The sequence below is a fragment of the Glycomyces harbinensis genome (assembly GCF_900101745.1).
Taxonomy (GTDB): domain Bacteria; phylum Actinomycetota; class Actinomycetes; order Mycobacteriales; family Micromonosporaceae; genus Glycomyces; species Glycomyces harbinensis.
Map to the genome: position 1 here is coordinate 755,080 of NZ_FNAD01000001.1, position 21,743 is coordinate 776,822.

The 21,743-nt window shown below is 72.1% G+C and carries 18 protein-coding genes; 11 read left to right on the top strand and 7 right to left on the bottom strand.

Translation table 11 applies throughout. The features are described 5' to 3' along the window. The first annotated feature begins 52 nt into the window (after window positions 1–52). A complete protein-coding gene (locus BLQ63_RS03250) occupies window positions 53–1,102 on the top strand; it encodes a LacI family DNA-binding transcriptional regulator (protein ID WP_091028230.1) in 1,050 nt (349 codons plus the stop codon). Between the two features lie 10 nt (window positions 1,103–1,112). On the opposite strand, the gene BLQ63_RS03255 is transcribed toward BLQ63_RS03250, so the two are convergent. The 4 genes from BLQ63_RS03255 to BLQ63_RS03270 form a co-directional block, all read right to left on the bottom strand. Next, the gene (locus BLQ63_RS03255; RefSeq protein ID WP_091028234.1) at window positions 1,113–2,471 is read right to left on the bottom strand and encodes a GH1 family beta-glucosidase; all 1,359 of its coding nucleotides are present in this window, start codon (window positions 2,469–2,471) and stop codon (window positions 1,113–1,115) included. A gap of 67 nt (window positions 2,472–2,538) precedes the next feature. Further along, window positions 2,539–3,612 (bottom strand): carbohydrate ABC transporter permease, encoded by a 1,074-nt coding sequence (locus tag BLQ63_RS03260; RefSeq protein WP_218125030.1) that lies wholly within the window; start codon window positions 3,610–3,612, stop codon window positions 2,539–2,541. Next, window positions 3,609–4,589: a carbohydrate ABC transporter permease gene (locus BLQ63_RS03265; RefSeq protein WP_091028238.1), complete on the bottom strand. Its 981-nt coding sequence runs from the start codon at window positions 4,587–4,589 to the stop codon at window positions 3,609–3,611. Before BLQ63_RS03265 ends, BLQ63_RS03260 begins: the two co-directional genes overlap by 4 nt. 140 nt (window positions 4,590–4,729) lie before the next feature. After that, window positions 4,730–6,145: an ABC transporter substrate-binding protein gene (locus tag BLQ63_RS03270; protein ID WP_091028241.1), complete on the bottom strand. Its 1,416-nt coding sequence runs from the start codon at window positions 6,143–6,145 to the stop codon at window positions 4,730–4,732. Between the two features lie 266 nt (window positions 6,146–6,411). Here BLQ63_RS03270 and BLQ63_RS03275 point away from each other — a divergent pair, with 266 nt between their 5' ends. The 3 genes from BLQ63_RS03275 to BLQ63_RS03285 all read left to right on the top strand — a co-directional run bounded on the left by BLQ63_RS03275 (window position 6,412) and on the right by BLQ63_RS03285 (window position 10,900). Continuing rightward, a complete protein-coding gene (locus BLQ63_RS03275) occupies window positions 6,412–7,593 on the top strand; it encodes an ROK family transcriptional regulator (protein WP_091028244.1) in 1,182 nt (393 codons plus the stop codon). 89 nt (window positions 7,594–7,682) lie between these two features. Further along, window positions 7,683–10,229: a sensor histidine kinase gene (locus tag BLQ63_RS03280; RefSeq protein WP_091028246.1), complete on the top strand. Its 2,547-nt coding sequence runs from the start codon at window positions 7,683–7,685 to the stop codon at window positions 10,227–10,229. After that, on the top strand, window positions 10,226–10,900 hold the full coding sequence (locus tag BLQ63_RS03285; protein ID WP_091028249.1) for a response regulator: 675 nt from the start codon (window positions 10,226–10,228) through the stop codon (window positions 10,898–10,900). Before BLQ63_RS03280 ends, BLQ63_RS03285 begins: the two co-directional genes overlap by 4 nt. A 25-nt stretch (window positions 10,901–10,925) precedes the next feature. Here BLQ63_RS03285 and BLQ63_RS03290 read toward each other — a convergent pair whose 3' ends face one another. The 3 genes from BLQ63_RS03290 to BLQ63_RS03300 form a co-directional block, all read right to left on the bottom strand. Next, window positions 10,926–13,364 (bottom strand): polysaccharide lyase 8 family protein, encoded by a 2,439-nt coding sequence (locus BLQ63_RS03290; RefSeq protein ID WP_091028251.1) that lies wholly within the window; start codon window positions 13,362–13,364, stop codon window positions 10,926–10,928. Window positions 13,365–13,471: 107 nt separating this feature from the next. Then, on the bottom strand, window positions 13,472–14,722 hold the full coding sequence (gene egtA / locus BLQ63_RS03295; RefSeq protein ID WP_091028254.1) for an ergothioneine biosynthesis glutamate--cysteine ligase EgtA: 1,251 nt from the start codon (window positions 14,720–14,722) through the stop codon (window positions 13,472–13,474). A gap of 77 nt (window positions 14,723–14,799) precedes the next feature. After that, a complete protein-coding gene (locus BLQ63_RS03300) occupies window positions 14,800–15,255 on the bottom strand; it encodes an RrF2 family transcriptional regulator (protein WP_091028257.1) in 456 nt (151 codons plus the stop codon). 297 nt (window positions 15,256–15,552) lie between these two features. Between BLQ63_RS03300 and BLQ63_RS29540 the strand changes: the two genes are divergently transcribed. From BLQ63_RS29540 to BLQ63_RS03335, 7 genes are all read left to right on the top strand, one after another. After that, a complete protein-coding gene (locus tag BLQ63_RS29540; RefSeq protein ID WP_091028263.1) occupies window positions 15,553–16,113 on the top strand; it encodes a winged helix-turn-helix domain-containing protein in 561 nt (186 codons plus the stop codon). Window positions 16,114–16,434: 321 nt separating this feature from the next. After that, window positions 16,435–16,974 carry an NADPH-dependent FMN reductase gene (locus tag BLQ63_RS03310; RefSeq protein WP_218125031.1) on the top strand — a complete coding sequence of 180 codons (540 nt, stop codon included), beginning with the start codon at window positions 16,435–16,437 and terminating at the stop codon, window positions 16,972–16,974. After that, window positions 16,971–17,480 carry a flavin reductase family protein gene (locus tag BLQ63_RS03315; protein WP_091028267.1) on the top strand — a complete coding sequence of 170 codons (510 nt, stop codon included), beginning with the start codon at window positions 16,971–16,973 and terminating at the stop codon, window positions 17,478–17,480. Before BLQ63_RS03310 ends, BLQ63_RS03315 begins: the two co-directional genes overlap by 4 nt. Window positions 17,481–17,515: 35 nt before the next feature. Next, window positions 17,516–18,580: an ABC transporter substrate-binding protein gene (locus BLQ63_RS03320; RefSeq protein ID WP_091028271.1), complete on the top strand. Its 1,065-nt coding sequence runs from the start codon at window positions 17,516–17,518 to the stop codon at window positions 18,578–18,580. Further along, window positions 18,577–19,440: an ABC transporter permease gene (locus tag BLQ63_RS03325; protein WP_091028273.1), complete on the top strand. Its 864-nt coding sequence runs from the start codon at window positions 18,577–18,579 to the stop codon at window positions 19,438–19,440. Before BLQ63_RS03320 ends, BLQ63_RS03325 begins: the two co-directional genes overlap by 4 nt. Then, window positions 19,416–20,189: an ABC transporter ATP-binding protein gene (locus tag BLQ63_RS03330; RefSeq protein ID WP_091028276.1), complete on the top strand. Its 774-nt coding sequence runs from the start codon at window positions 19,416–19,418 to the stop codon at window positions 20,187–20,189. The genes BLQ63_RS03325 and BLQ63_RS03330 overlap by 25 nt, the downstream gene beginning before the upstream one ends. Then, window positions 20,186–21,571, top strand: coding sequence for an LLM class flavin-dependent oxidoreductase (locus BLQ63_RS03335; protein ID WP_091028280.1), 1,386 nt, complete (start codon window positions 20,186–20,188; stop codon window positions 21,569–21,571). Before BLQ63_RS03330 ends, BLQ63_RS03335 begins: the two co-directional genes overlap by 4 nt. Window positions 21,572–21,743: the final 172 nt, after the last annotated feature.

The window sequence follows — 21,743 nt, forward strand, 5'->3', positions numbered from 1 at the left end:
CCGTCGCGACAGCGTTTGCCCGATGGGCGGACGCGCTTGGAGAGGGGTCCTGTTGGCCGTCACGTTGAAGGACATCGCCGCCGAGGCGGGCGTCAGTCTCATGACCGTGTCCAATGTCGTCAACGGGAAGCAGGCCCGGGTCTCGGCGGCCACCCGCGAGCGCATCCTGCGGATCGTCAAGGACCGCGGCTACGTGCCCAGCGCCTCGGCCCGGAGCCTCGCGGCGAAGTCCTCGCGGCTGGTGGGCCTCCTGGTCCCCGCCGAGGACCGGACCAGCCTGACCATCAGCCCCCACACCGTCGAGGCAATCGGCACGCTCGAACGCGAGCTGCGTCAGCTCGACTACCACCTGATGCTGCGCGGCATCGCGCACCGCGCCGAGATCACCGAGGCGCTGCGCTCGTGGCAGCTGGACGGCGCGGTCCTGCTGGGGTTCAACGACCCCGAGATCGACCGGCTCACCGCGGGCGTCGTCGGCGACGTCGCCCTGGTGGCGATGGACTCCTATTCGGAGAACCCGCTCGCGCTCGGCGTCCGCTCGGACGACTTCGGCGGGGCCGAGCAGGCCGTGTCGCACCTCGTCGCCCTGGGGCACCGGAGGATCGCGTTCGCGGGGCCGGCCTTCTCTGCGACGGGCGTCGTGCGCCAGCGCTTCGAGGGCTACCGGACCGTCCTGGAGGCCAACGGGATCGCGTTCGACCAGTCGCTGGTGGCCGATGTGGAGACCACGCACGCGGGCGGCCTGGCCTACGGGCGGCGACTCACCCGCGAGCGGCCCGACGTGACGGCGGTGTTCACCACGGCCGACATCCTCGCCATAGGCCTCATCGAAGGCCTTGCGGCCGAAGGCAGGTCGGTGCCCGGGGACGTGTCGGTGATCGGCTACGACGACTCGGACCTGGCCGTGTACGTGACCCCGAAGCTCACCACCGTGGCGCAGGACCTGCCGGACAAGGCCGCGGAGACGGTGCGGCTCATTATGGACCGCCTGGCGGGGAAGGCGCGGCCGGAGCACCACACCACGCTCGGCGTGCGCCTCATCGAGCGCGGTACGGCCGCTCCCCCTGCCCGGCAAGGAGGGGGAGCGGCCGGGACCGCGTGACCGGGGTGCTTCAGCCCCAGGTCAGGGAGGCGCCGTTGGAGGCGATGACGTTCCGGTACCAGTGGGCGCTGCGCTTGAGCGTGCGCTGCTGCGTGCCGTAGTCGACGCGCACGAGCCCGAAGCGCTTGGAGTAGCCCTCGCCCCACTCGAAGTTGTCGAGCAGGGACCACACGAAGTAGCCGCGCAGGTCGACGCCCTTGTCGATGGCGGCACCCGCGGCCTTCATGTAGCCGTCGAGGTAGTCGACGCGCTCGGCATCGTCCACCGAGCCGTCCGCGCCCACCGCGTCCTCGAAGGACGCGCCGCTCTCGGTGATGTACACCGGCAGGTCGGTGTACTCGGCCGAGACGCGCTCCAGGACCCGGCGCAGGCTGTCGGGGTTGATCTCCCAGCCGAAGCCCGTCACCGGGTTCTCGGGCGGCAGGCTCCGGTTGCCGAGGTGGGCGTCGTTCGGGTCGGCCTCGACGACGAAGCGGTGGTAGTGGTTGACGCCCACGAAGTCCAGGGGAGCGGCGACGGTCTCCATGTCACCCGGCAGCACCGCGTCGAACGCGCCGGTGGGCGCGAAGTGGCGGAGCATGTCCTCGGGGTAGGCGCCGCGGAAGAGCGGGTCGAGGAACAGGCGGTTGCCGCCGCCGTCGGACAGGCGCGCGGCCTCGACGTCGGCCGCCTTGTCGCTGGCGGCCTCGATGTCGGTCATGATGACCGCCGATCCGACGCGCGAGTTCGGCGCGATCTCGCGGATCGCGGCCACCGCCAGCCCGTGGGCGAGGTTGAGGTGGTGGGCCGCGCGGAGGGCGGCGGTGCGGTCCCGGCGGCCGGGGGCGTGGACGCCCACGTGGTAGCCGAGGAAGGCCGCGCACCACGCCTCGTTGATCGGGATCCACTCGTCCACGAGGTCGCCCAGGGCCGCGGCGGTGCGGGACGCGTAGTCGGCGAAGCGCTCGGCCGTCGCCCGCTCGGGCCAGCCGCCCTCGTCCTCCAACACCTGCGGCAGGTCCCAGTGGTAGAGGGTCACCGCCGAGCGGATGCCCTTGGCGCGCAGGTCGGCCAGCTGCTCGCGGTAGAACGCGACGGCGACCGGATTGAGGTCGCCGCGGCCGAGCGGCTGGAGGCGCGCCCACGAGACCGACAGGCGGTAGGCCTTCAGGCCCAGCTCGGCCGCGATGCCGAAGTCCTCGCGCCAGCGGTGGTAGTGGTCGCAGGCGACCGCGCCGGTGTCGCCGTCGCGGACCTTCCCCGGGGTCGCCGAGAAGGTGTCCCAGATGGACGGCCCGCGGCCGCCCTCGTCGGCGGCGCCCTCGATCTGGTAGGCCGCTGTTGAAGCGCCCCAGAGGAAGTCCTCCGGGAACGGGCTGGTGGCGGTCATGGCGTCGTACTCCTTGCTGTGGTGGTTCGGGCGGCCGGTGGCCGGTCCGCCGGATTCGGTGCGCCGGCTACTTGTCCACGCCGGTCACGACGATCCCCCGCACGAAGACCCGCTGGGCCGCGAGGAAGATCACGACCGGAAGGGCCAGCGCGAGGATCGAGGCGGCCAGGATGAGGTGGGGCTCGGAGTTGTAGACGCCGCTGAAGTAGCTCAGGCCCACGCCGATCGGGACGATGTCGCGGTTCCCGGCCAGGTAGAGCAGCGGTTCGAAGAAGTCGTTCCAGGCGTAGAAGAAGTGGAAGAGGCTCACCGCGGTCAGGGCGGGGAGGGCCTGGGGGATGATCACGCGCAGGAAGGTGCGGATCGGTCCGGCGCCGTCGATGCGGGCGGCCTCCTCCAGCTCCCTGGGGATGGTCATGAAGTACTGGCGCAGCAGGAACACGTTGAAGGCGTTGGCGAACAGCTGCGGGACGATGAGCGGCAGGTAGGTGCCGACCCAGCCCATCTGGAGGAACACCGCGTACTTGGGGACGAGGGTGACCGCGGGCGGCAGGAGGATCGTCGCCATGAGGAGTCCGAAGAGGATGCCGCGCCCCGGGAAGCGGAAGCGCGCGAAACCGTAGGCGACCACCGCGGAGGACACGACGGTGAACAGCATCGTGGTCAGCGCGTACATGAGCGTCCAGCCCATGAGGCGCAGGAAGTCGATGGTGCTCCAGGCCTCTTCGAAGTTGCCCCACTGGGGGGCGAGTCCGGTGACCGGTTCGAGGGTGCGCCAGCGGCCTTCCCAGTCGATCGTGCCGGCGGCGGCGTCGCCGGGGTCGACGAAGACGCTCGACTCGCGGCCGGGTTCGACGAGGGCGAGCTCGCGGACCTCGCCGTCGGGCATGGGCACGGCGTAGACGTCGAGCTCCTCCCCTTCATATGCGAAGGTGAGGGCCGAGACGGGGAGGAGGGAGGCGTTGGGGTCGGAGACGCCGTCCTTGTCCTTGAGGGCGGTGGCGGCCCCGTACCCGAGGGGCATGAGGAAGATCGCGGCGAGCAGGAGCGCGCCGAGGGTGGTGCAGCCGGTGAGCAGCAGGTTGCGCCGCTTGCGCCGCAGGGCGGCGTCGGTGTTCCTGGACTTGGCGTCGGTGGTCACGATCGCTCCGTTCCGTAATGGACCCAGTAGCGGGCGGTGCCGAACAGCAGTCCGGTGAGGATCGCTACGACGATGAAGATGAGCCAGGCCAGGGCCGCGCCGTAGCCCATGTTCCCGAAGACGAAGGCCTCTTGGTAGAAGTGGACGAGGAGGAACTTGCTGGCGCCGCCGGGGCGGCCGCTGGCGCCGAAGAGGACCCACGGGACGACGAAGTACTGGAGGACCAGCACCGAGCCGATCACCAGGTTGTAGAACATGACCGGTGAGAGCAGGGGCAGGGTGATGCTGCCCAGGCGCCGCCACCAGCCGGCACCGTCGATGGCGGCGGCCTCGTACAGCTCGGTGGGGATGCCCTGGAGTCCGGCGAGGTTGACGATCATCGAGTTGCCGATGCCCCACAGGCCGATGAAGCTGAAGGCGAACAGGACCAGGACGGGGTTGTCGAACCAGCGGATGCCGTCCGAGCCGGTGGCGTCGACGCCGGAGAGGCCGATGAGCCGGTTGACCCAGCCGGTCTGGGGGTTGAGCACCTGCTGCCAGATGAGGATGCCGGCGACGAGCGGGATCATCGAGGGCATGAAGAACAGGAGCCGGAACAGGCCGGTGAACTTGAGGTGCTTGGAGTTCAGGAGCAGGGCCAGGCCGAGGGCGACGACGAGGCTCAGCGGCAGGAACAGCACGGTGAAGCGGAAGGTGGCCGCGAGCGCGGTCCACGTGTCGGGGTCGGACAGGGCCCGCTCCCAGTTGGAGCCGCCGGCGAAGGTGGTCGCGCCGGGGTCGGTGAGCTGGAAGTCGAGGGTGGAGAAGACGAGTGAGGCGCCGATGGGCACGGCCCAGAAGAGGATGAAGCCGATGATCCAGGGGCTGATGAACGCGTAGCCCCAGCGGGCCTCGCGGCGCTGCATCGGGCTGGCGGGCCGGCCGCCGCGCCCGCCCTTGCGGCGGGCGGCGAGCACCGCCTCGGTGAAGTTCGACATGGGGTTGGACGTTCCTTTCGGGGTGCCGTGGGGCGCCGCGGAGAGGGCGGTGAGGGAGTGCCGGGCGGGCGCTGGCGCCCGCCCGGCGGGAGTCGGCCTGACTGGTGTTTCGGGAGGATCAGGCCTGGTCGGGCGCTACCTCATTCGGCGGCGTCGAAGACCGCTTGGAGGTCCGTCTGCAACGAGGCGAGTTCGGTGGGGATGTCGAGCCCCTCCTCCTGGTTGAAGCGGGTGGCGTATTCGGCCAGGACCGCCTCGGACTCCAGGAAGTTCGGCATGCCGCCCTCGTGGGAGGGGTTGTCGACGTAGGACATGCCTTCGACGGCGACGTCCCAGTTGATGTCCTGGCCTTCGAAGTTCGCGTCGCCGACGCGGTCGAAGTAGCCGTCCTGGAGGCTGATGCGGGCGGGCATGCCGCCGTAGGTCTGGGTCAGCTCTTCGGCGGCGTCCCCGATGAGGTGGGTGAGGACTTCGAAGGCCTCGTCGGGGTGCTCGGTGTCCTTGGTGATGGAGAACGTGTCGGCGTGGAGCTTCGCGGTGGTCTCGCCGTTGTAGGCCGGGGCGACCGCGGTGTCCCAGGTGCCTTCGAAGCCGGCCATGCAGCAGGTCGCGTACCACAGGTGGGTGTAGCCCATGCCGAGGTTGCCGGACTCGAACCACGAGCCGGCGTTGAGCATGTCGGAGTCGCCGTAGGGACCGTTGGGGATGAAGTGGTCGGTCCACATGCCGTCGTAGTACCACTGCTGGGCCTCGGCCCAGTGCTCGGGGATCTGGGCGTTGCCCTCGGCGTCCACGAGGCTGCCGGCGCCGAAGAGGGTGGACTGGGCGCGGATGTCGGCGAAGACGTTGCCGAAGCCGAACTGGACGATGTTGCCCGCGTCGAAGTCGGGGCTGGTGGCGTCGTTGCCTTCGGCGTCGACGGTGAGCTGCTTGGCGAGCTCGGTCATGGTCGCGATGTCCCAGGGCTTCTCGTTGCCCTCGGCGTCGATGTAGGGCGCGCCGTACTCCTGGGGCGGGTAGGGCAGTCCGGCCTCGTCGAAGAGGTCGAGGTTGATGTACATGAAGGAGGGGAAGACCGCGAACGGCAGGCCGATCTGGCCCTCTTCCTCGATCCGGTAGAAGTCGACCAGGGCGGGGTCGAAGTCGGTGAGGTCGTACTCGTTCTCCTCGATGTGCGGGGTGAGGTCGAGCCACGCGCCGGGGAAGGTCGAGCGGCCGCGAATGCCCATGGGGCCCACGATGTCCGGGGCGTCGCCGGTGGAGATCTGGGTGGAGAGGATATTGGGGGCCTGGTCGGCGTCCACGATCTCCAGGACCAGTTCGATCTCGTCCTGGCTGGCGTTGAACTCCTCGACGATCGCCTCCTGGGCGGGGATGGTGGGGGCGTCGGAGCCCGCGCCCATCCCGACGAACCAGCGGATCTCGACGCGGTCGGAGGCGCTGGAGGCGCCGCCGCCGTCCAGGCAGGCGGTCGCGAGGAGGGCGGCGGCCCCGCCCACGGCGATGGCGCGGGCGGCGGCGAAGCCGCGTCCGCGGAGGGGAGGTGTGATCCTCATGGGATGCTCCTATGTCCGGCCGCCGACAAGGGTCGGCAGCTCGTGAGGGATATCGGGAAGGTTCCTTTGTGGTTTGTCGGGGTCGGGAAGCGGGCGCCGGAGCCGCGTCGGTGGCCGAATCGGTGTGGCCCCAGGAGTGGGCCGGAGGTAGGCTGATGCAGTCGTACACGACTTACCGATAAGACTTAGATTAAGTACTCGGACTCATGCCGTCAATCTCCCCGACATAACGGCCTGGTCCCGGAGCGATAACGGCTGGTGGACAGATGGAAGCCCCAAGGCACAGGACCACGCGCGATCTCAAGCTCGGCAACCGCATGCGCCTGCTGCGGGCCCTCTACTTCGACGGGCCCCTGACCCGCCGCGACCTGGCCCCCGCCACGAAGCTCAGCACCGCCACGATCTCGAACGTGACCGCCGAACTGCTGGCCGACGGGGTGCTGCGCGAGGCCGGCAAGGTCGAGTCCGACGGCGGCAGGCCGCAGATCCTCCTGGAGGTCGACCCCGGCCACGCCCGGGTCGTCGGCGTCGACGTCGGCGAGACCCAGGTGCGCGTCGAACTCCTGGACCTCAAGCTCGCCGAGCGCGCCGAGGCCCGCTACGCCCTCGCGCCCGGCCGCCACGACCCGGCCACCGTCATCGAGCACATCGTCGCGGGCGTCAAGGAGGTCCTGACCGCGGCAGAAGGCGCCCCCGTACTCGGCGTCGGCGTCGGCATGCCCGGCATCGTCGAGTACGGCCCCGACGGCGTCATCCACGCCAAGGCCTTCGGCTGGGACACGGTCCCCTTGGGCCGCATGCTCATGGAACGCCTCGACCCGCTGCCGGTCCACGTCGAGAACGGCGCGATGACCATGGGCCAGGCCGAGATGTGGTTCGGCGCCGGGCGCGGGGCCGACAACGCCGTCATCGCGCTCATCGGCTCCGGAGTCGGCTCGTGCATCGTCGCCGGCGGCGCCCTCTACCGGGGCGCCGGGTCGAGCGCCGGCGAATGGGGCCACACCACCATGGCCGTCGCCGGGAGGCGCTGCCGGTGCGGCGGCCAGGGCTGCCTGGAGGCCTATGTGGGCGCCGAGGGCATCCTCGACCGGTACCTCGCCGCGACCGGCGTCGTCGAACTCACCGGCGAGGGCGAGGAGGCCGATCTGGAGCGGCTGCTCGACGACCGCTCCCCCGCGGCCGCCGCGGTCCTCGACGAGACCGTCGAATACCTCGGCGCGGGCCTCGCCGACCTGCTCAACCTGTTCAACCCCGAACTCATCGTCCTCGGCGGCTGGGCCGGGCTCCTGCTCGCGCACCGCAGGCTCGACGACATCAAGGCCGCCGCCGGGCGGTACTCGCTCGGCCAGCCGTTCGCGACCGCCCGGATCGCCCCCGGGCTCCTGGGACCCGACGCGGTCGCCAAGGGCGCCGCGACCCTCGTCATCGAGCGGTTCCTGCGCACCTAGGGGGCGGGAGACGACCCCGGAGCGTCCTGAAGGTCACCTTTGACGATTTCTTGACGGCCCCCGCCCCGAAACCGGGGAATGATGGTCCAGTGCCACGTGGACAACTGCGGATCTACCTCGGCGCCGCCCCCGGGGTCGGCAAGACCTTCGCCGCGCTCGAGGAGGCCCACCGCCGGGCCGAGCGCGGCACCGACGTCGTGGTCGGCTTCGTCGAGACCCACGGGCGGCCCGCGACGGCCGGCCTCGTCGGCGACCTCGAAGTCGTCCGGCGCCGCCCCATCGAGTACCGCGGCTCCGCGTTCGAGGAGTTCGACGTCGACGCCGTCATCGCGCGCGCGCCGGCGGTCGCCCTGGTGGACGAGCTCGCGCACACCAACGTGCCCGGCTCGCGCAACGACAAGCGCTGGCAGGACATCGACGAGCTGCTCGACGCCGGGATCGACGTCATCTCCACGGTCAACGTGCAGCACCTCGAATCCCTCAACGACGTCGTCGCCCAGATCACCGGCGTGCCGCAGCGCGAGACCGTCCCCGACGAGGTCGTGCGCCGCGCCGACCAGGTCGAACTCGCCGACATCACCCCCGAGGCCCTGCGCCGGCGCATGGTCCACGGCAACGTCTACCCGCCCGAGAAGGTCGACGCGGCCCTGTCCAACTACTTCCGGGTCGGCAACCTGACCGCGCTGCGCGAGATCGCGCTGCTGTGGCTGGCCGACAAGGTCGAGGACCAGCTGGAGCAGTACCGCGAGGACCAGCACATCACCGCCACCTGGGAGTCCAAGGAGCGCGTGGTCGTGGCGCTGTCCGGCGGCGACGAGGGCGACACGCTCATCCGCCGGGCCGCGCGCATCGCCGCCCGCTCCGGCGGCGCGGACCTCAAGGCCGTCTACGTCGCCTCGGGCGACGGCCTCACCAGCGCCCGCTCCGCCCGCAACCTCGCCCGCCAGCGCAACCTCGTCGAAGACCTCGGCGGGTCCTACCACCAGGTGGTGGGCGACTCGATCTCCGAGGCGCTGCTGGAGTTCGCGCAGGGCGTGAACGCGACCCAGCTGGTGCTCGGGGCCTCCCGGCGGGGCCGGTTCGCGCAGATGCTCTCGCGCGGCGTCGGCGTGACGACCACGGCGCAGTCGGGGAAGATCGACGTGCACCTGGTCAGCCACGAGCGGGTCGCCACGGTCAAGCGCACCCGCTCGGGCCGCGGGGTCATCGACTCCGGGCGCCGCCGCCTCGGGCTGATCCTGGCGCTCGTGGGGATCCCGGCGCTCGTGGCGGCGCTGGAGCCGTTCCACGAGGAGCTGTCGCTGACGACGATCATCCTCATCGTCCTGACGGCGGTCATGGGCCTGACGCTGACCGGCGGCATGTGGCCGGCGCTGCTGGCGGCGCTCATCGGGTTCTTCCTGCTCAACTACTTCTTCACCGAGCCGTACTACCACTTCAAGGTCAACGACCAGGAGCAGTTCATCGCGCTGGTCATCTTCGTGGCGCTCGCGCTGGGCGGGGCGAGCGTGGTGAACGTGTCGGCGGCGCGGGCGCGGCTGGCGGCGCGGGCCAGCGCGGAGGCGCAGACCCTGGCGACGCTGGCGGGCAACGTGCTGCGCGGCGGCAACCGCCTCGCGGACCTGCTGGAGCAGCTGCGGGAGACGTTCGCGCTGGACTCGGTGACGCTCCTGGAGCGGACCGAGCCGGGGGCCGGTCCGGCCGAGCGGCACGACGCGAAGGTGTGGCGGGCGGTGGCCTGCGCGGGCGAGGCGTGCGGGAGCCCGGGGGCTGCGGAGAACGACGTGCCGATCAACGACGACCTGGCGCTGGCGCTGCGGGGGCACACGCTGCGGGCGGCGGACCGGCGCATCGCGCAGGCGTTCGCGATGCACGCGGCGGCGGCGCTGGAGCAGGAGCGGCTGGAGCGCCAGGCCGCGGCGGTGCAGCGGCTGACGGACACCGACAAGATGCGGACGGCGCTGCTGGCGGCGGTCTCGCACGACCTGCGGACGCCGCTGGCGTCGGTGCGGGTGGCGGTGACGAGCCTGCGGTCCACCGGGGAGCTGTTCACGCCCGCGGAGCGGGCGGAGCTGCTGGAGTCGGCCGAGTTGTCGCTGACCCGGTTGACGGGGCTGGTGGACAACCTGCTGGACATGAGCCGGCTCCAGGCGGGGGTGCTGGGCGCGAACCCGGTGCCGATCGCGCTGGACGAGGCGGTGCCGATCGCGCTCGACGAGATCGGCGAGGCGGCGGCGGACGTGCGGTTGGACGTGGCGCCGGACCTGCCGGAGGTCGCGGCCGATCCTGGTCTGCTGCAGCGGATTCTGGTGAACGTCATCGCGAACGCGCTGCGCTTCAGCCCCGAGGGCCGGCCGCCGCGGGTGACGGCGGGGGCGCGCGGCCCGGTGGTGGAGCTGCGGGTGGTGGACCGCGGTCCGGGCGTGCCCGATGAGGACCGCGAGACGATGTTCACGCCGTTCCAGCGTCTCGGGGATCGCGACAACACCACCGGGGTGGGGCTGGGGCTGGCGCTCTCGCGGGGGCTGGCCGAGGCGATGGGCGGTTCGCTGAATCCGGAGGCGACGCCGGGCGGGGGTCTGACGATGGTGCTGGCACTGCCGCGAACGGGTGCGGAACTGGAGGAGAAGGCGTGATCAAGGTGCTGGTGGTGGACGACGAGCCGCAGATCGCCCGGGCGCTGCGGATCAATCTGGCGGCGCACGGCTACGAGGTGAGCACGGCGTCGGACGGCGCGCAGGCGCTCAGGGCGGCGGCGGCGATCGTCCCGGACCTGGTGGTGCTGGACCTGGGGCTGCCGGACATGGACGGCACCGAGGTGATCGCGGGGCTGCGGGGCTGGACGAAGGCGCCGATCCTGGTCTTGTCGGGCCGGGCCGCGAGCGCGGAGAAGATCGCGGCGCTCGACGCGGGCGCGGACGACTACGTGACGAAGCCGTTCGACATCGGGGAGCTGCTGGCGAGGGTGCGGGCGGCGACGCGCCGCAGCGGCCCGGGGGCGGACTCGCCGGTGACGGAGATCGGCGGCGCCACTGTGGACCTGGCGGCGCGGGAGGTGCACCGGGGCGGCGAGGAGATCCGGTTGACGCCGACGGAGTGGCAGCTGCTGGAGGTGCTGCTGCGCAACCCGGGCAAGCTCGTGGGCCAGCGCGAGCTGCTGCACCGGGTGTGGGGCCCGAACTACGACCGGGAGACGAACTACCTGCGCCAGTACATGGCGCAGTTGCGCAAGAAGCTGGAGGAGGACCCGGCCCGGCCGGCGCATCTGCTGACGGAGCCGGGCATGGGGTACCGCTTCCGGCCGTGAGCCGGCGTCGCGGCGATGACCCCTTTCAGCGGAGCAGGGCGGTGTGGGTGGCTCCGCGCGAGCCGCCGACGGCGATCGTCAGCTTCGGGCGGTCGCCGGGTTCGGCGGTGACGGTGTCGTCGGATTCGACCAGTTCGCTTGCGGGGTAAGGCAGTTCGATGGTGACGGTCTCGGCGGTGCGGCCGGGGTCGGCGACCGAGACGTTGATGCCGTCTCCGGTGCGCCGGACCAGCACCGAGGCGGGCCCGTCGCAGGCCAGTCCCCCGGCCTCGCCGGCCTGCCAGAAGTGGGCGGCGATCAGCCCGGCCGACGGCGACTCGACCGCCTGCACGGTGGTGGTGTTGGCGAGGACTTCGACGGCGGGCGCCTCGGCCCAGGCCGCGGTCTCGTCCTCGGTCGCCTTGGGCAGCAGCGTGTACGCGTAGGCGGCGTCGGCGGGCGAGACGCCGTGGTCGTACCAGAGGGAGGCGTAGCGGCGGGTGTGGGCCGTGAGGTCGCCGCCGCCGGTCGTGGCGCCCTGCTCGATGTCGTTCCAGGCCCCGGTGCGCACTTCGCGCGCGGCGGTCAGGCCGGTCGATCCCGAGGGGAAGACGTACCCGGCCACGCCGGGCAGGTGGGCCCAGCGGGCGCCTTCGATCGCGGTGGTCAGGTCGCCGTCGCCGGAGGGGGCGACGCCGTCGACGGTGATGCGGCGGTCGCCGTCGCCGTGCCGGTTGCGGTGCTCCACCGTGGTCTGCACGGTACGGCCGTCGTAGGCGGTGATGCCGGCGCCGAGCGCGGTGATCGCGTCGCCGACGACGAACCAGGATTTCTTGGCGCGCAGGGAGGAGCCTTCGGCGATGAGGTCCATGGCGGCGACGGCGTGGCGCTCCCCCAGGACCGCGCCGCCGGCGACGTCGTTGGCGGGCAGGTGGAACGGGTCCTCGTCGGCGCCGCGGGGCTCTCGCGCGCGGGTGTCCACGGTGGTGCCCGGCAGCCGGTGGGGGTCGGCGGTGGGCCAGAACGCGTCGCTGTACTGCACGGGGTCCTCGGGCAGGTAGAGGTACGCCATCCCGTCGCCGGTGTACCAGCCGCGCAGGTTCTCGCCGTTGCCCGTCTCGTAGGCCGCGACGCGGTTGGAGGACATCGACAGCGCCCAGGACCAGCCGGGCCGGCGCACCACGAGGCGGTCCATCCCGGCGAACACGCGCGTGTAGTCGGGGCGGGGGGCGGCCTCGAGGGAGTCGTCGGCGAGCACGGTCTTGGCGCGCCGCACGGCGGCGACGCCGGCCGTCTCGAAGTACGGCAGGTCCTGCGCCGAGCGCTCGATCCAGCCTTTGACGAGCGCGTGCCAGCGGCTGCGGTAGTCGTCCGGGGCGATCTCGGCCAGCTGCGTCACGGCGCCGACGAGGTCGACGGCGCTGTGGGAGTCCTGCTGGCGGGGCCGGGCGATGCTGCGGCCGCGCACGCAGTCCATGAGGAGGCCGTCTTCGACGAACGGCGCGAAGGCGTGCTCCACGGCGTCGAGCAGGACGGGCAGGTCGGGGTCGGTGACCTCGCCGACCGAGCCGGCGAGCAGGGCGGTCGCGAACCCGGCCGAGTCGAGGAGCGTGGTCCCGTAGGCGCCGGTGTAGGCCACGGTGCCGTGCTGGATGAACGAGCCGTCGGCGTGGAAGCCGTCGCCGGACTCGACGGTGCGGAACAGGCCGTGCTCGCCGTCGCCTTCGGTGTCGGACAGGCCGTCCCGGGCGAGGCGGAGTTTGGCGGGCTCCTCGCCGACGATGCCGCGCAGCGCGAGGATCGCGGCCTTGTCGGCGCGGTTCGCGCCGGTCTCGCTCTCGTCGGGGGCGGTGAGGCGCACGGAGGCGTCGGGGCACCACCGGTCGACGGTGTCGAGGTAGTGCCTCAGGTGCGCCGGGGGGATCTCCTCGCGCAGGAGCACGCAGGTGCGCATGAGCGACCAGGGCGAGCCGATCTCCCACCAGTACCAGTTGCCGGACTGCTCGGCGTCCTCATTGAAGGCCTCCTGGTACAGGAAGGAGAGCGCCTCGGTCACGGCGCCGGCGACCGCTTCGTCCCCGTACTGGTCGGCACCGGGGGTGGCCCAGGCCAGCGCGAGGCGGAACAGCCGCGAGTAGGCGGTGTTGAAGCCGGCGGGGTCGGCGGCCGGTCCGAGGTCGGACCAGAGGGTCGTGCGGCTTCCCCTGAGGTCCATGGAGCCGAGGAAGCCGGCCGCCGCGGCGGAGACGGACGTGAGGGAGGCGGTGTAGTCCTCGTCGTCGGGGTCGACGTCGCCGCCGGTGATGAGCGTGCGGGCGCGGTCGATCAAGGAGGGGAAGGCGACGCCGGTGCCGGGGCGGGACAGGGTGCCGCTGGTCTCCCCGCGGCTCATCGCGAGCAGGCCCGCGGCGACGGCCGCTCCGGACAGTCCGAGGCCGCCGCCGATGAGCAGGCGCCGGGTCAAGGCGGTCGTGCGAGGCGGCATCCGTGTCCAAATCAGGCGGTGGCAGGGTCGCGCTCATGGTAGCCGTGGTCGACGCGCGCGACCGAACATGAATGCGCCTCGGTGACGCGGGGCTCCCTGGGACGCCGTCAGTCGCGGCGGGCCCCGCCGGTGACGAGGTCGTCGGCCCTGGTGCGGCCGCGGGTCACGAAGGATTCGGTGAACTCGTGCACGACGGCGGCGATCTCGGGGTCGGTCTGGGCGTCCCGCGCGGCGGTGAAGCAGGACGCGGCCGCTTCGGCGAGCGGCGCGTCGTGGAGGGCCGCGGTGGCGGCCCGGAGATAGAGGTCGGGGGTGCTCGCGTTGCGCCACAAGGGTTCGAGGGCCTCTCGGGCGGCCGCGTTCGCGGCCGGGTCGTCGAAGAGGGCCCTGGCGACGGCGACGGGTGCGACCCAGTCGCGGCCGGGCTGGGCGTCGATCATGCGCAGTTCGAGGTAGGCGCCGCGCGGCCGCACGGGCGGGAAGAGGGTCGAGAGGTGGTAGACGAGGTCGTCGAGCACGGGCGGGCGCGGGCCGGCGCCGCGGATCCAGGCGCGGAACGTCAGGCCGCGCGGGACGGTCCAGCGGCCGGGCCCGCGGACGGCCATGACGCGGGCGTCGAGGGCGTACCGGGCCCAGTCGGCGCGCGGGTCCCCGTGCGGGTCGGGCCGCTGCGACACGGCGCGGGAGCGGCTGTGGTCGATCGCGGCCCACACGTGCTGGCGGGTCGAGCGCCACAGGCCGGGCTCGCCGCGGCGCAGCGGGGAGTTGGCGAACGCGGCGATGAAGACCGGGGCGAGGCGGTGGGCGAGATCCCAGCGCTCGGCGAGGCCGCCGGGCCCGGGGCCGTCGGTCCCGGTGTCGAGGCAGACCTGGACGGAGGCGGTGTTGGCCATCATCCAGCGCCCGGCCCGGCCGTCCTGGTCGAACAGCTCCTCCATGGCCTGGTAGCGCGGGCTGCGCAGGACCCTGCGGGGCAGGCGGACCGGGTCGAGGCCGAGGCCGAGGAGTTCGAGGCCCTCGCGACCGAGGGCCGCCGCGACGCGGGCGCGGTCGGCTTCGAGGTCGTCGAAGCACTCGCGCACGGTGGCCCTGGGATGGGTGCTCAGTTCGAGGGCGCCGCCGGGTTCGAAGCTGAGCCGGGTACATCGCGGCAGGGCGTCCCGGACGCCGAGGACGGCCCTGACCGACTCGGGGTCGATGCGGCGGCGGCGGTCGGCGGTGCCGGTGACCAGCCATTCGACTTCGGCTCCGATGCGCGCGGGCGCGGTGGGGCGGAAGCCTTCGGCGGCGATGTGGTCGAAGGCCGCGTCCTCGGTGAGGGGGACGGCGGTGCGGTCGCGGAGCGAGGCGTCGGGCATGCGGACCTCCGAGTCAATATTCCTATCTAATCAATAGGATATATAGATATTACGGCCCGCGTGCTCGGCGCGCAAGCTCAACGCGGCATCCAGGCGTCCTCCTCGGCTGTCAATTCGGCGACACGGAGCGGGAACTCGCCGGTCGCGGCCTGGGCGAGGGAGACGCCGTCGAAGACCGAGCGCACGGCCGCGCGGGCCGCGACCCACAGCCGCGGCAGGTTCACAGCGGCGCCTTCGTAACTGGTCTCCTCGGGACGGCGCCCGCGGATCTCGGACAGGGGGCCGTCGACGGCGCGCAGCACCTCCCCCACCGATATGTCCTCGGGCGCGCGCGAGAGGCGGTAGCCGCCCTCGACCCCGCGCACGGAGTCGACGAGATGGGCCCTGCGGAGGTCGCCGAGGATCACCTCGGCGAACTTGCGCGGCAGCTCCTGCGCCGCGGCCAGGGTGCTCGCGGAGATGGTGCGCGGATGGCCGTGGGCCAGGGTGACGCTGATGCGGACGGCGTACTCGCCGCGTGCGGAGACCTGCATGGAGCCCGGCTCCCTTCATGAGTCTGGGGCTTGGCGGATACGTGCCCTTGAATCCTACTTGATAGATAGGATATGCTTTCGGGGTGAACCGCACCTGCGAACGAGCGATGCCGAGGTGGACCAGACGGCGCCACATCGACTTCGCGCGCAGCGATTCGGCCCTGTGTCGCCCGGGCGACGCCGTCGGTGCCGACGCGGTTCGCTGAGCCCACAAGGCAATCGAACGCGCTCGGCAGCGCATCCGACCACGCCGCCCACTCCGGAATCCCACCAGACACCGAACGCGAAGGCGCTGCCATGACTCCCGTCCAGACCCGCACCCGTCCCCCGGTCCACCGCCGCTCCGGCACCGCGACCATCACCGTCACGGTCGAGATCCCGACCGACGACCCGCGCCTGGCGCGGCGCCTGACCGCCGCGCTCGGCGTGCTCGCCCAGGGCGGCGGCCGCGTCGCGGTGGCCGCCGAGGGCGTCCCGGCGCTCGCCGAGGCGCCGGCCGCGCCCGAGCGCAGCCCCGCGCTCGTCATCGACGTGCCCGGCCGCGAGGTCCTCATCCACGGCGAAGCGGTCGCCTTGACCCGCTTGGAGTTCGAGCTCCTGGCGTTCCTCGCGCGCTACCCCGGTATGGTCCACACCCGGACCGAACTGCTCCAGTACGTCTGGGACGCACCGGACACGGGGCTGCCGGGCCGCACCGTCGACGTCCACGTGCGGCGCCTGCGCGCCAAACTCGCCGAGTTCGACGCGCTGGTCGCGACCGTGCGCGGGGTCGGCTACCGCTTCACGCGCAGCCGGGACGTGGAGTACCGCGGCACCGCCGGGGCCTCGCCCGCCGACGACCGGCTTCTCAGCATCTAAGAACTCCTAGTATTTCTATAGGAATACTGTTAGTGTTGTCGGCATGACGTCCGCCGCCTTCCTCACGCGGCGGCGCGAAATCGATCAGATGCGCGCCGCCAGCGCCCTCTGTCAGCGTCGTTCCGGCCAGCAGAGCCGAATGCGCTAGTCGGTCGCCCGGTGCCGCTCGCGGCCACCGGCGCGCCCGACCGCACACCGTCGTCCGTGCCCTCCGCACAGCACCACATCACCTTGGGCCCCATCGGGTCCGTCTTTCGCACGCCCGCTCCCCGGTCGTGCCGACGCACGCTACCCACCTCCGCATCCACGAAGGACGCCATCGTGACCGACAGCATCGCCGTGACCACTGTGGTCGGCAATCCCAAGCGCCTCTCCCGCACGCTCACCACCGCCGAGGCCCTGGCCGCGGCCATCGCCGACGCCCTCGGCGCCGAGCCGCGCGCCACCTCGATCGACCTCGCCGAGCTCTACCTGGACGGGATCGAGCCCCCGCACGACGGGTTCGAGCACGCCCTGCGCCAGGTCCGCGCCGGCGACGTGCTCGTCATCGCCACCCCGGTGTACAAGGCCAGCTACACCGGCCTGCTCAAGCTCTTCCTGGACCAGCTGCCGCCCAAGGCGCTCGAGGGGACGGTGGCCGTGCCGGTCACGGTCGCCGCCTCGGCGGAGCACCGGTTCCTCGCCGACCTCCAGCTACGGCCGGTCCTGGCCGAGCTCGGCGCGAGCGTCCCGGTCCCCTCGCTCACCTTGCGCGAGAAGGAACTGGCCGAGCTCGACGAGCACGTCACCGCCTGGGCCGGCGCGCACCTGCCGACGCTCGCCGCCGCGCTCGCGCCCGGCCGGATCGGGGCGGCGGTATGAGCGCCCGCCTCGACTACGAGCCCGGCGTCGGCGCCGAGTCGTTCCGGGCCCTGTTCCGGGCCCACCCCGCGGGCGTCACGGTGATCTGCGCCGACGCCGGCGACGGCCCGGCCGGCTTCACCGCCACCTCGCTCACCTCGGTGTCCCTGGACCCGCCGCTGGTGTCGTTCGCGATCGCCTCGACCTCCTCGGCGTGGCCGACGATCCGCGACGCACAGAGCCTGACCGTGAACTTCCTGTCGGCCGAACAGCACGTGATCGCGACCCGCTTCGCCACCAGCGGCATCGACCGCTTCGGCGCGCCGACCCTGTGGTCGCGCCTGGAGTCGGGCGAGCCGGTGCTGGACGACGCCCCGGCGTTCCTGCGGGCCGTCGTCACCGAACGCATCGAGGCCGGGGACCACCACGTGGTCCTCGCCCTGGTGGTGGACGCCGAGACCGGCGGCTCCCACGAGCCGCTGGTCTACCACGCGGGCGGCTACTGCGCCGCCGCTCCCCTCGAATGACCGCTGCTTCCTCCCCTGTCGAAAGGCCTGTCCCCATGTCATCCAACGCAACCCGACGAACACTCCTCGCGGGCGCGCCCGCCGTCGCCGCGCTGGCGCTCGCCGCGTGCTCCGAGGAGCCGAGCGGCCCGGTCCTCGCGGCCGACGCCGACCTGCCGACGGCCGTGCCCGAGGGCACCAGGCTCGTCATCGGCGACCCGGCCCAGCAGCTCGCCTTCGAACTGTCAGGTCTGCTGGGGCAGTTGACGTTCGACTACGAGTGGGCGAACATCTCCGGCGGGCCGAAGTCCGCGGAGGCCTTCCGCGCCAAGTCGCTCGACATCTCGTCGGTCGCCGACATCCCGCCGATCCACGCGACCTGGACGAACCTCCCGGTGAAGATCGTGGCCGCGGCCGGCCGGATCGACCCGCTGGAGCACCCGATCTACGACCTCGGCGTGGCCCCGGGCGTGGACGTCGCGAGCCTGGAGGACCTGGCGGGCAAGAAGATCGCGTACTCCCCCGGCCAGGCCCAGGGCGCGCTGATCCTGCGGGTCCTGGACGCGGCGGGATTGAGCCAGGACGACGTGGAGCTGGTGGAGCTGCCGAGCACCGCCGACACCTACTCCAACGCCCTCGCCGGCGGCGAGGTCGACGTCGCCCCGATCGGCGGCACCCAGGTGAAGTCGTACCTCAACAAGTACGCCTCGGACGGGGCCACCGCGATCCCGCACGGCCTGCGCGACGACCCGTGGACCCTCTACGCGCCCATCGAGGTCCTGGAGGACGCCGACAAGGCCGCCGCGATCGCCCAGTACGTGCGCCTGTGGGGCGCCGCGAAGCTGTGGACGAGGGCGAACCGCGAGGAGTGGATCAACGCCTGGTACGTCGACCACGAGGGACTGCCCTATGAGGACGGCGAGTACCTGTTCGACCGCGAGGGCGAGCCGGACTTCCCCGAGACCTGGGACGAGACCATCGAACGGCACCAGGAGACCATCGAGGTCGTCGCCGAGGGCACCGGCAACGAGGTCTTCGACGCCGAGGAGATCTACGACCGCCGCTTCGAGCCCCTGGTGGCCGAGGGCATCGCCGAGTACGGCGAGGCGGGCGCGTCATGACCGCCGTGGAGACCGAGCCGGCCCGCGCCTCGGCGCCGCCGCACGACGAGGCCGCCAGCGGGCGCGCCTCCAGGCCGCGGGGCAAGCGGCGCCTGGGACCGGGCAAGGCCATCCCGTTCGGGTACCTCATCGGCCCGCTGCTGCTCCTGGGCGTGTGGGTCTGGGGTTCGGCGCAGGGCTGGATCGACCCGCGGATCCTCACGGCCCCGTGGACGGTGGTGGAGACCGCGTGGAACCTGTGGGAGACCGGGCGGCTCGGCCCCGACCTGCTGGTGTCGGCCCGGCGCTTCGCGCTCGGCCTGACGTTCGGCGTGCTCGCCGGGCTGGTGCTCGCGATCGTCTCGGGGCTCAGCCGCTGGGGCGAGGCCGTCGTGGACGGGCCGGTGCAGATCAAGCGGTCCATCCCCAACCTCGCGCTGCTGCCGCTCCTGCTGCTGTGGTTCGGCATCGACGAGCGCATGAAGATCATCACGATCGCGCTCGGCGTGCTCATCCCGATCTACATCCACACCCACAACGGCCTGCGCTCCATCGACGGGCGCTACGCCGAGCTCTCCGAGACGCTGCGGCTGCGGCCCGCCTCGTTCGTCGGCCGCGTGGTCCTGCCCGGCGCGCTCCCCGGGTTCTTCCTGGGCATGCGCTTCGCCGTGACCTCCTCGTGGCTGTCGCTGGTCGTGGTCGAACAGGTCAACGCCACCAGCGGCATCGGCTACATGATGCTGCTGGCCGGGACCTACGGGCAGACCGACGTCATCATCGTCGGCCTGGTCCTCTACGCACTGCTCGGGCTCATCTCCGACACCATCGTCCGCGTCATCCAAAGGAGGGTCCTGACATGGCGACGCACACTGGAGGACTGACCACTGCCACCGCGGCGGTGCGCATCCGCGACCTTCACCGCTCCTTCACCGACGACCGGCCGGTCCTGTCGGGCCTCGACCTCGACATCGAGCCCGGCGAGTTCGTGGCGCTCCTGGGCCGCTCCGGCTCGGGCAAGTCCACGCTCCTGCGGGCGCTCGCCGGGCTCGACCAGGACGCCTCGGGCACCGGCGACATCAGCGTGCCCGAGCAGGTCTCGGTGGTCTTCCAGGACTCGCGGCTGCTGCCGTGGCAGCGGGTCCTGCGCAACGTGGTCCTGGGCCTCGAAGGGCCCGGGGCCAAGGCCCGCGGCAAGGAGGCGCTGGCGGAGGTCGGGCTCGCCGGGCGCGAGCGGGCCTGGCCCCGGGAGCTGTCCGGCGGCGAGCAGCAGCGCGTGGCGCTGGCCCGCTCGCTGGTGCGCGAACCCGAACTGCTCCTGGCCGACGAGCCGTTCGGCGCCCTGGACGCGTTGACCCGCATCAAGATGCACGGCCTGCTGCGGGCCCTCTACGAGCGGCACAAGCCCGCGGTCCTGCTCGTCACCCACGACGTCGACGAGGCGATCGTCCTGGCCGACCGGGTGCTCGTGCTGGACCAGGGGCACGTCGAGACCGAGCGGACCATCGACCTCGAAGGCCGGCGCGACCCCTCCGACCCGCACTTCGCGGCCATCCGCACCGACCTGCTCGCCGCGCTCGGCCTCGCCGGCGGGGCCGAGATCCGCACCGAAGACAAGGAGGCCGGCGCATGAGCACCGAGCCGAGGCAGTTGCACCTCAACGCGTTCCTTATGAACACCGGCCACCACGAGGCCTCGTGGCGACTGCCCGAGTCCGACCAGTACTCCTCCACGTCGATCGCGCACTACATCCGGCTCGCGCAGACCGCCGAGCGCGGCAGGCTCGACTCGATCTTCTTCGCCGACTCGCCGACGCTGTGGGGCGCCATCGGCCGCCGTCCCTCGGGCTCGCTGGAGCCGACGGTGGTCCTGGCCGCGATCGCGGCCCTGACCGAGCACATCGGACTCATCGCCACGGCTTCCACGACCTACAACGAGCCGTACAACCTGGCGCGGCGCTTCGCCTCGATCGACCACCTCTCCGGTGGCCGGGCGGGCTGGAACATCGTCACCACCGCCACGCTCGACGCGGCCCGGAACTTCAACCTGGACGAGCTGCCCTCGCACGCGGCGCGGTACGCCAGGGCCGAGGAGTTCCTCCAGGTCGCCAAGAAGCTGTGGGACTCGTGGGACGACGCGGCCGTCGTGGGCGACAAGGAGGCCGGGCGGTGGGGCGACGAGCGGCTCGTCTACCCGGCGGACCACTCCGGGGAGCACTTCCAGGTGGCGGGCGCGCTCAACGTGCCCCGGTCGCCGCAGGGGCACCCGCTGCTGGTGCAGGCCGGGTCCTCCGAGGACGGCAAGGCGTTCGCCGCGCTCCACGCGGAGGCGATCTTCACCGCGCAGCAGACCCTCCAAGAGGCCCAGGCGTTCTACGCCGACATCAAGCGGCGCGCCGAGGCGGCCGGGCGGGACCCCGACGGGGTGCTCGTCCTGCCCGGCATCGTCCCGGTGCTCGGCGACACCGAGGCCGAGGCGCTGGAGCTGGAGGCCGAACTCGACCGCCTCATCGTCCCCGAGTACGCCCGCGACAACCTCGCGAAGCAGCTCAAGCTCGATCCGTCCGAACTGGACCTGGACCGGGAGCTGCCGGAGCACCTGCCCCACGAGGACGAGATCGAGGGCGCCAAGAGCCGCTTCACGCTCATCGTGGACCTCGCCCGGCGCGAGCGCCTGACGGTGCGCCAGCTCATCGGCCGCCTCGGCGGCGGTCGCGGGCACCGCACCTTCTCCGGCACCGCCGAGCAGGTCGCCGACGCGATCTTCGAGTGGTTCGACGGCGACGAGAACGGCCTCGCGGCCGACGGGTTCAACATCATGCCCGCCGTGCTGCCCTCGGGGCTGGAGGCCTTCGTGGACCAGGTGGTGCCGATCCTCCAGGAGCGCGGGCGCTTCCGCACCGAGTACACCGGGACGACGCTGCGCGACCACTACGGGCTGGCGCGGCCGGAGAACCCGCGGCGGCGCGAGGCGCTCGAAGCGGCCGTCAAGGGCGTGCTCGCGCACGCCAGATAAGCCCGGGGCGTACCGGTTTTTCAGTGATGCAACCGGTGCGCCCCGTTTGCGTCCCGCCAGTCGGAACGCTCGCGGGACGGCAAGCGTTTTGCGAGCCAGGACGCACCGCGACCGTCCAATAAATGAGATGAGGCTTGCTCGGAGCATTCGGGCGTGCCTAGAATTCCCATCA

What these genes read in the sequence shown, in the direction of transcription:
- BLQ63_RS03255 (WP_091028234.1), bottom strand. Translation starts at nt 2,471, where the DNA reads ATGACCGCCACCAGCCCGTTCCCGGAGGACTTCCTCTGGGGCGCTTCA.
- BLQ63_RS03265 (WP_091028238.1), bottom strand. Translation starts at nt 4,589, where the DNA reads ATGTCGAACTTCACCGAGGCGGTGCTCGCCGCCCGCCGCAAGGGCGGG.
- BLQ63_RS03270 (WP_091028241.1), bottom strand. Translation starts at nt 6,145, where the DNA reads ATGAGGATCACACCTCCCCTCCGCGGACGCGGCTTCGCCGCCGCCCGC.
- BLQ63_RS03275 (WP_091028244.1), top strand. Translation starts at nt 6,412, where the DNA reads ATGGAAGCCCCAAGGCACAGGACCACGCGCGATCTCAAGCTCGGCAAC.
- BLQ63_RS03290 (WP_091028251.1), bottom strand. Translation starts at nt 13,364, where the DNA reads ATGCCGCCTCGCACGACCGCCTTGACCCGGCGCCTGCTCATCGGCGGC.
- egtA (WP_091028254.1), bottom strand. Translation starts at nt 14,722, where the DNA reads ATGCCCGACGCCTCGCTCCGCGACCGCACCGCCGTCCCCCTCACCGAG.
- BLQ63_RS03300 (WP_091028257.1), bottom strand. Translation starts at nt 15,255, where the DNA reads ATGCAGGTCTCCGCACGCGGCGAGTACGCCGTCCGCATCAGCGTCACC.
- BLQ63_RS29540 (WP_091028263.1), top strand. Translation starts at nt 15,553, where the DNA reads ATGACTCCCGTCCAGACCCGCACCCGTCCCCCGGTCCACCGCCGCTCC.
- BLQ63_RS03315 (WP_091028267.1), top strand. Translation starts at nt 16,971, where the DNA reads ATGAGCGCCCGCCTCGACTACGAGCCCGGCGTCGGCGCCGAGTCGTTC.
- BLQ63_RS03320 (WP_091028271.1), top strand. Translation starts at nt 17,516, where the DNA reads ATGTCATCCAACGCAACCCGACGAACACTCCTCGCGGGCGCGCCCGCC.
- BLQ63_RS03325 (WP_091028273.1), top strand. Translation starts at nt 18,577, where the DNA reads ATGACCGCCGTGGAGACCGAGCCGGCCCGCGCCTCGGCGCCGCCGCAC.
- BLQ63_RS03330 (WP_091028276.1), top strand. Translation starts at nt 19,416, where the DNA reads ATGGCGACGCACACTGGAGGACTGACCACTGCCACCGCGGCGGTGCGC.
- BLQ63_RS03335 (WP_091028280.1), top strand. Translation starts at nt 20,186, where the DNA reads ATGAGCACCGAGCCGAGGCAGTTGCACCTCAACGCGTTCCTTATGAAC.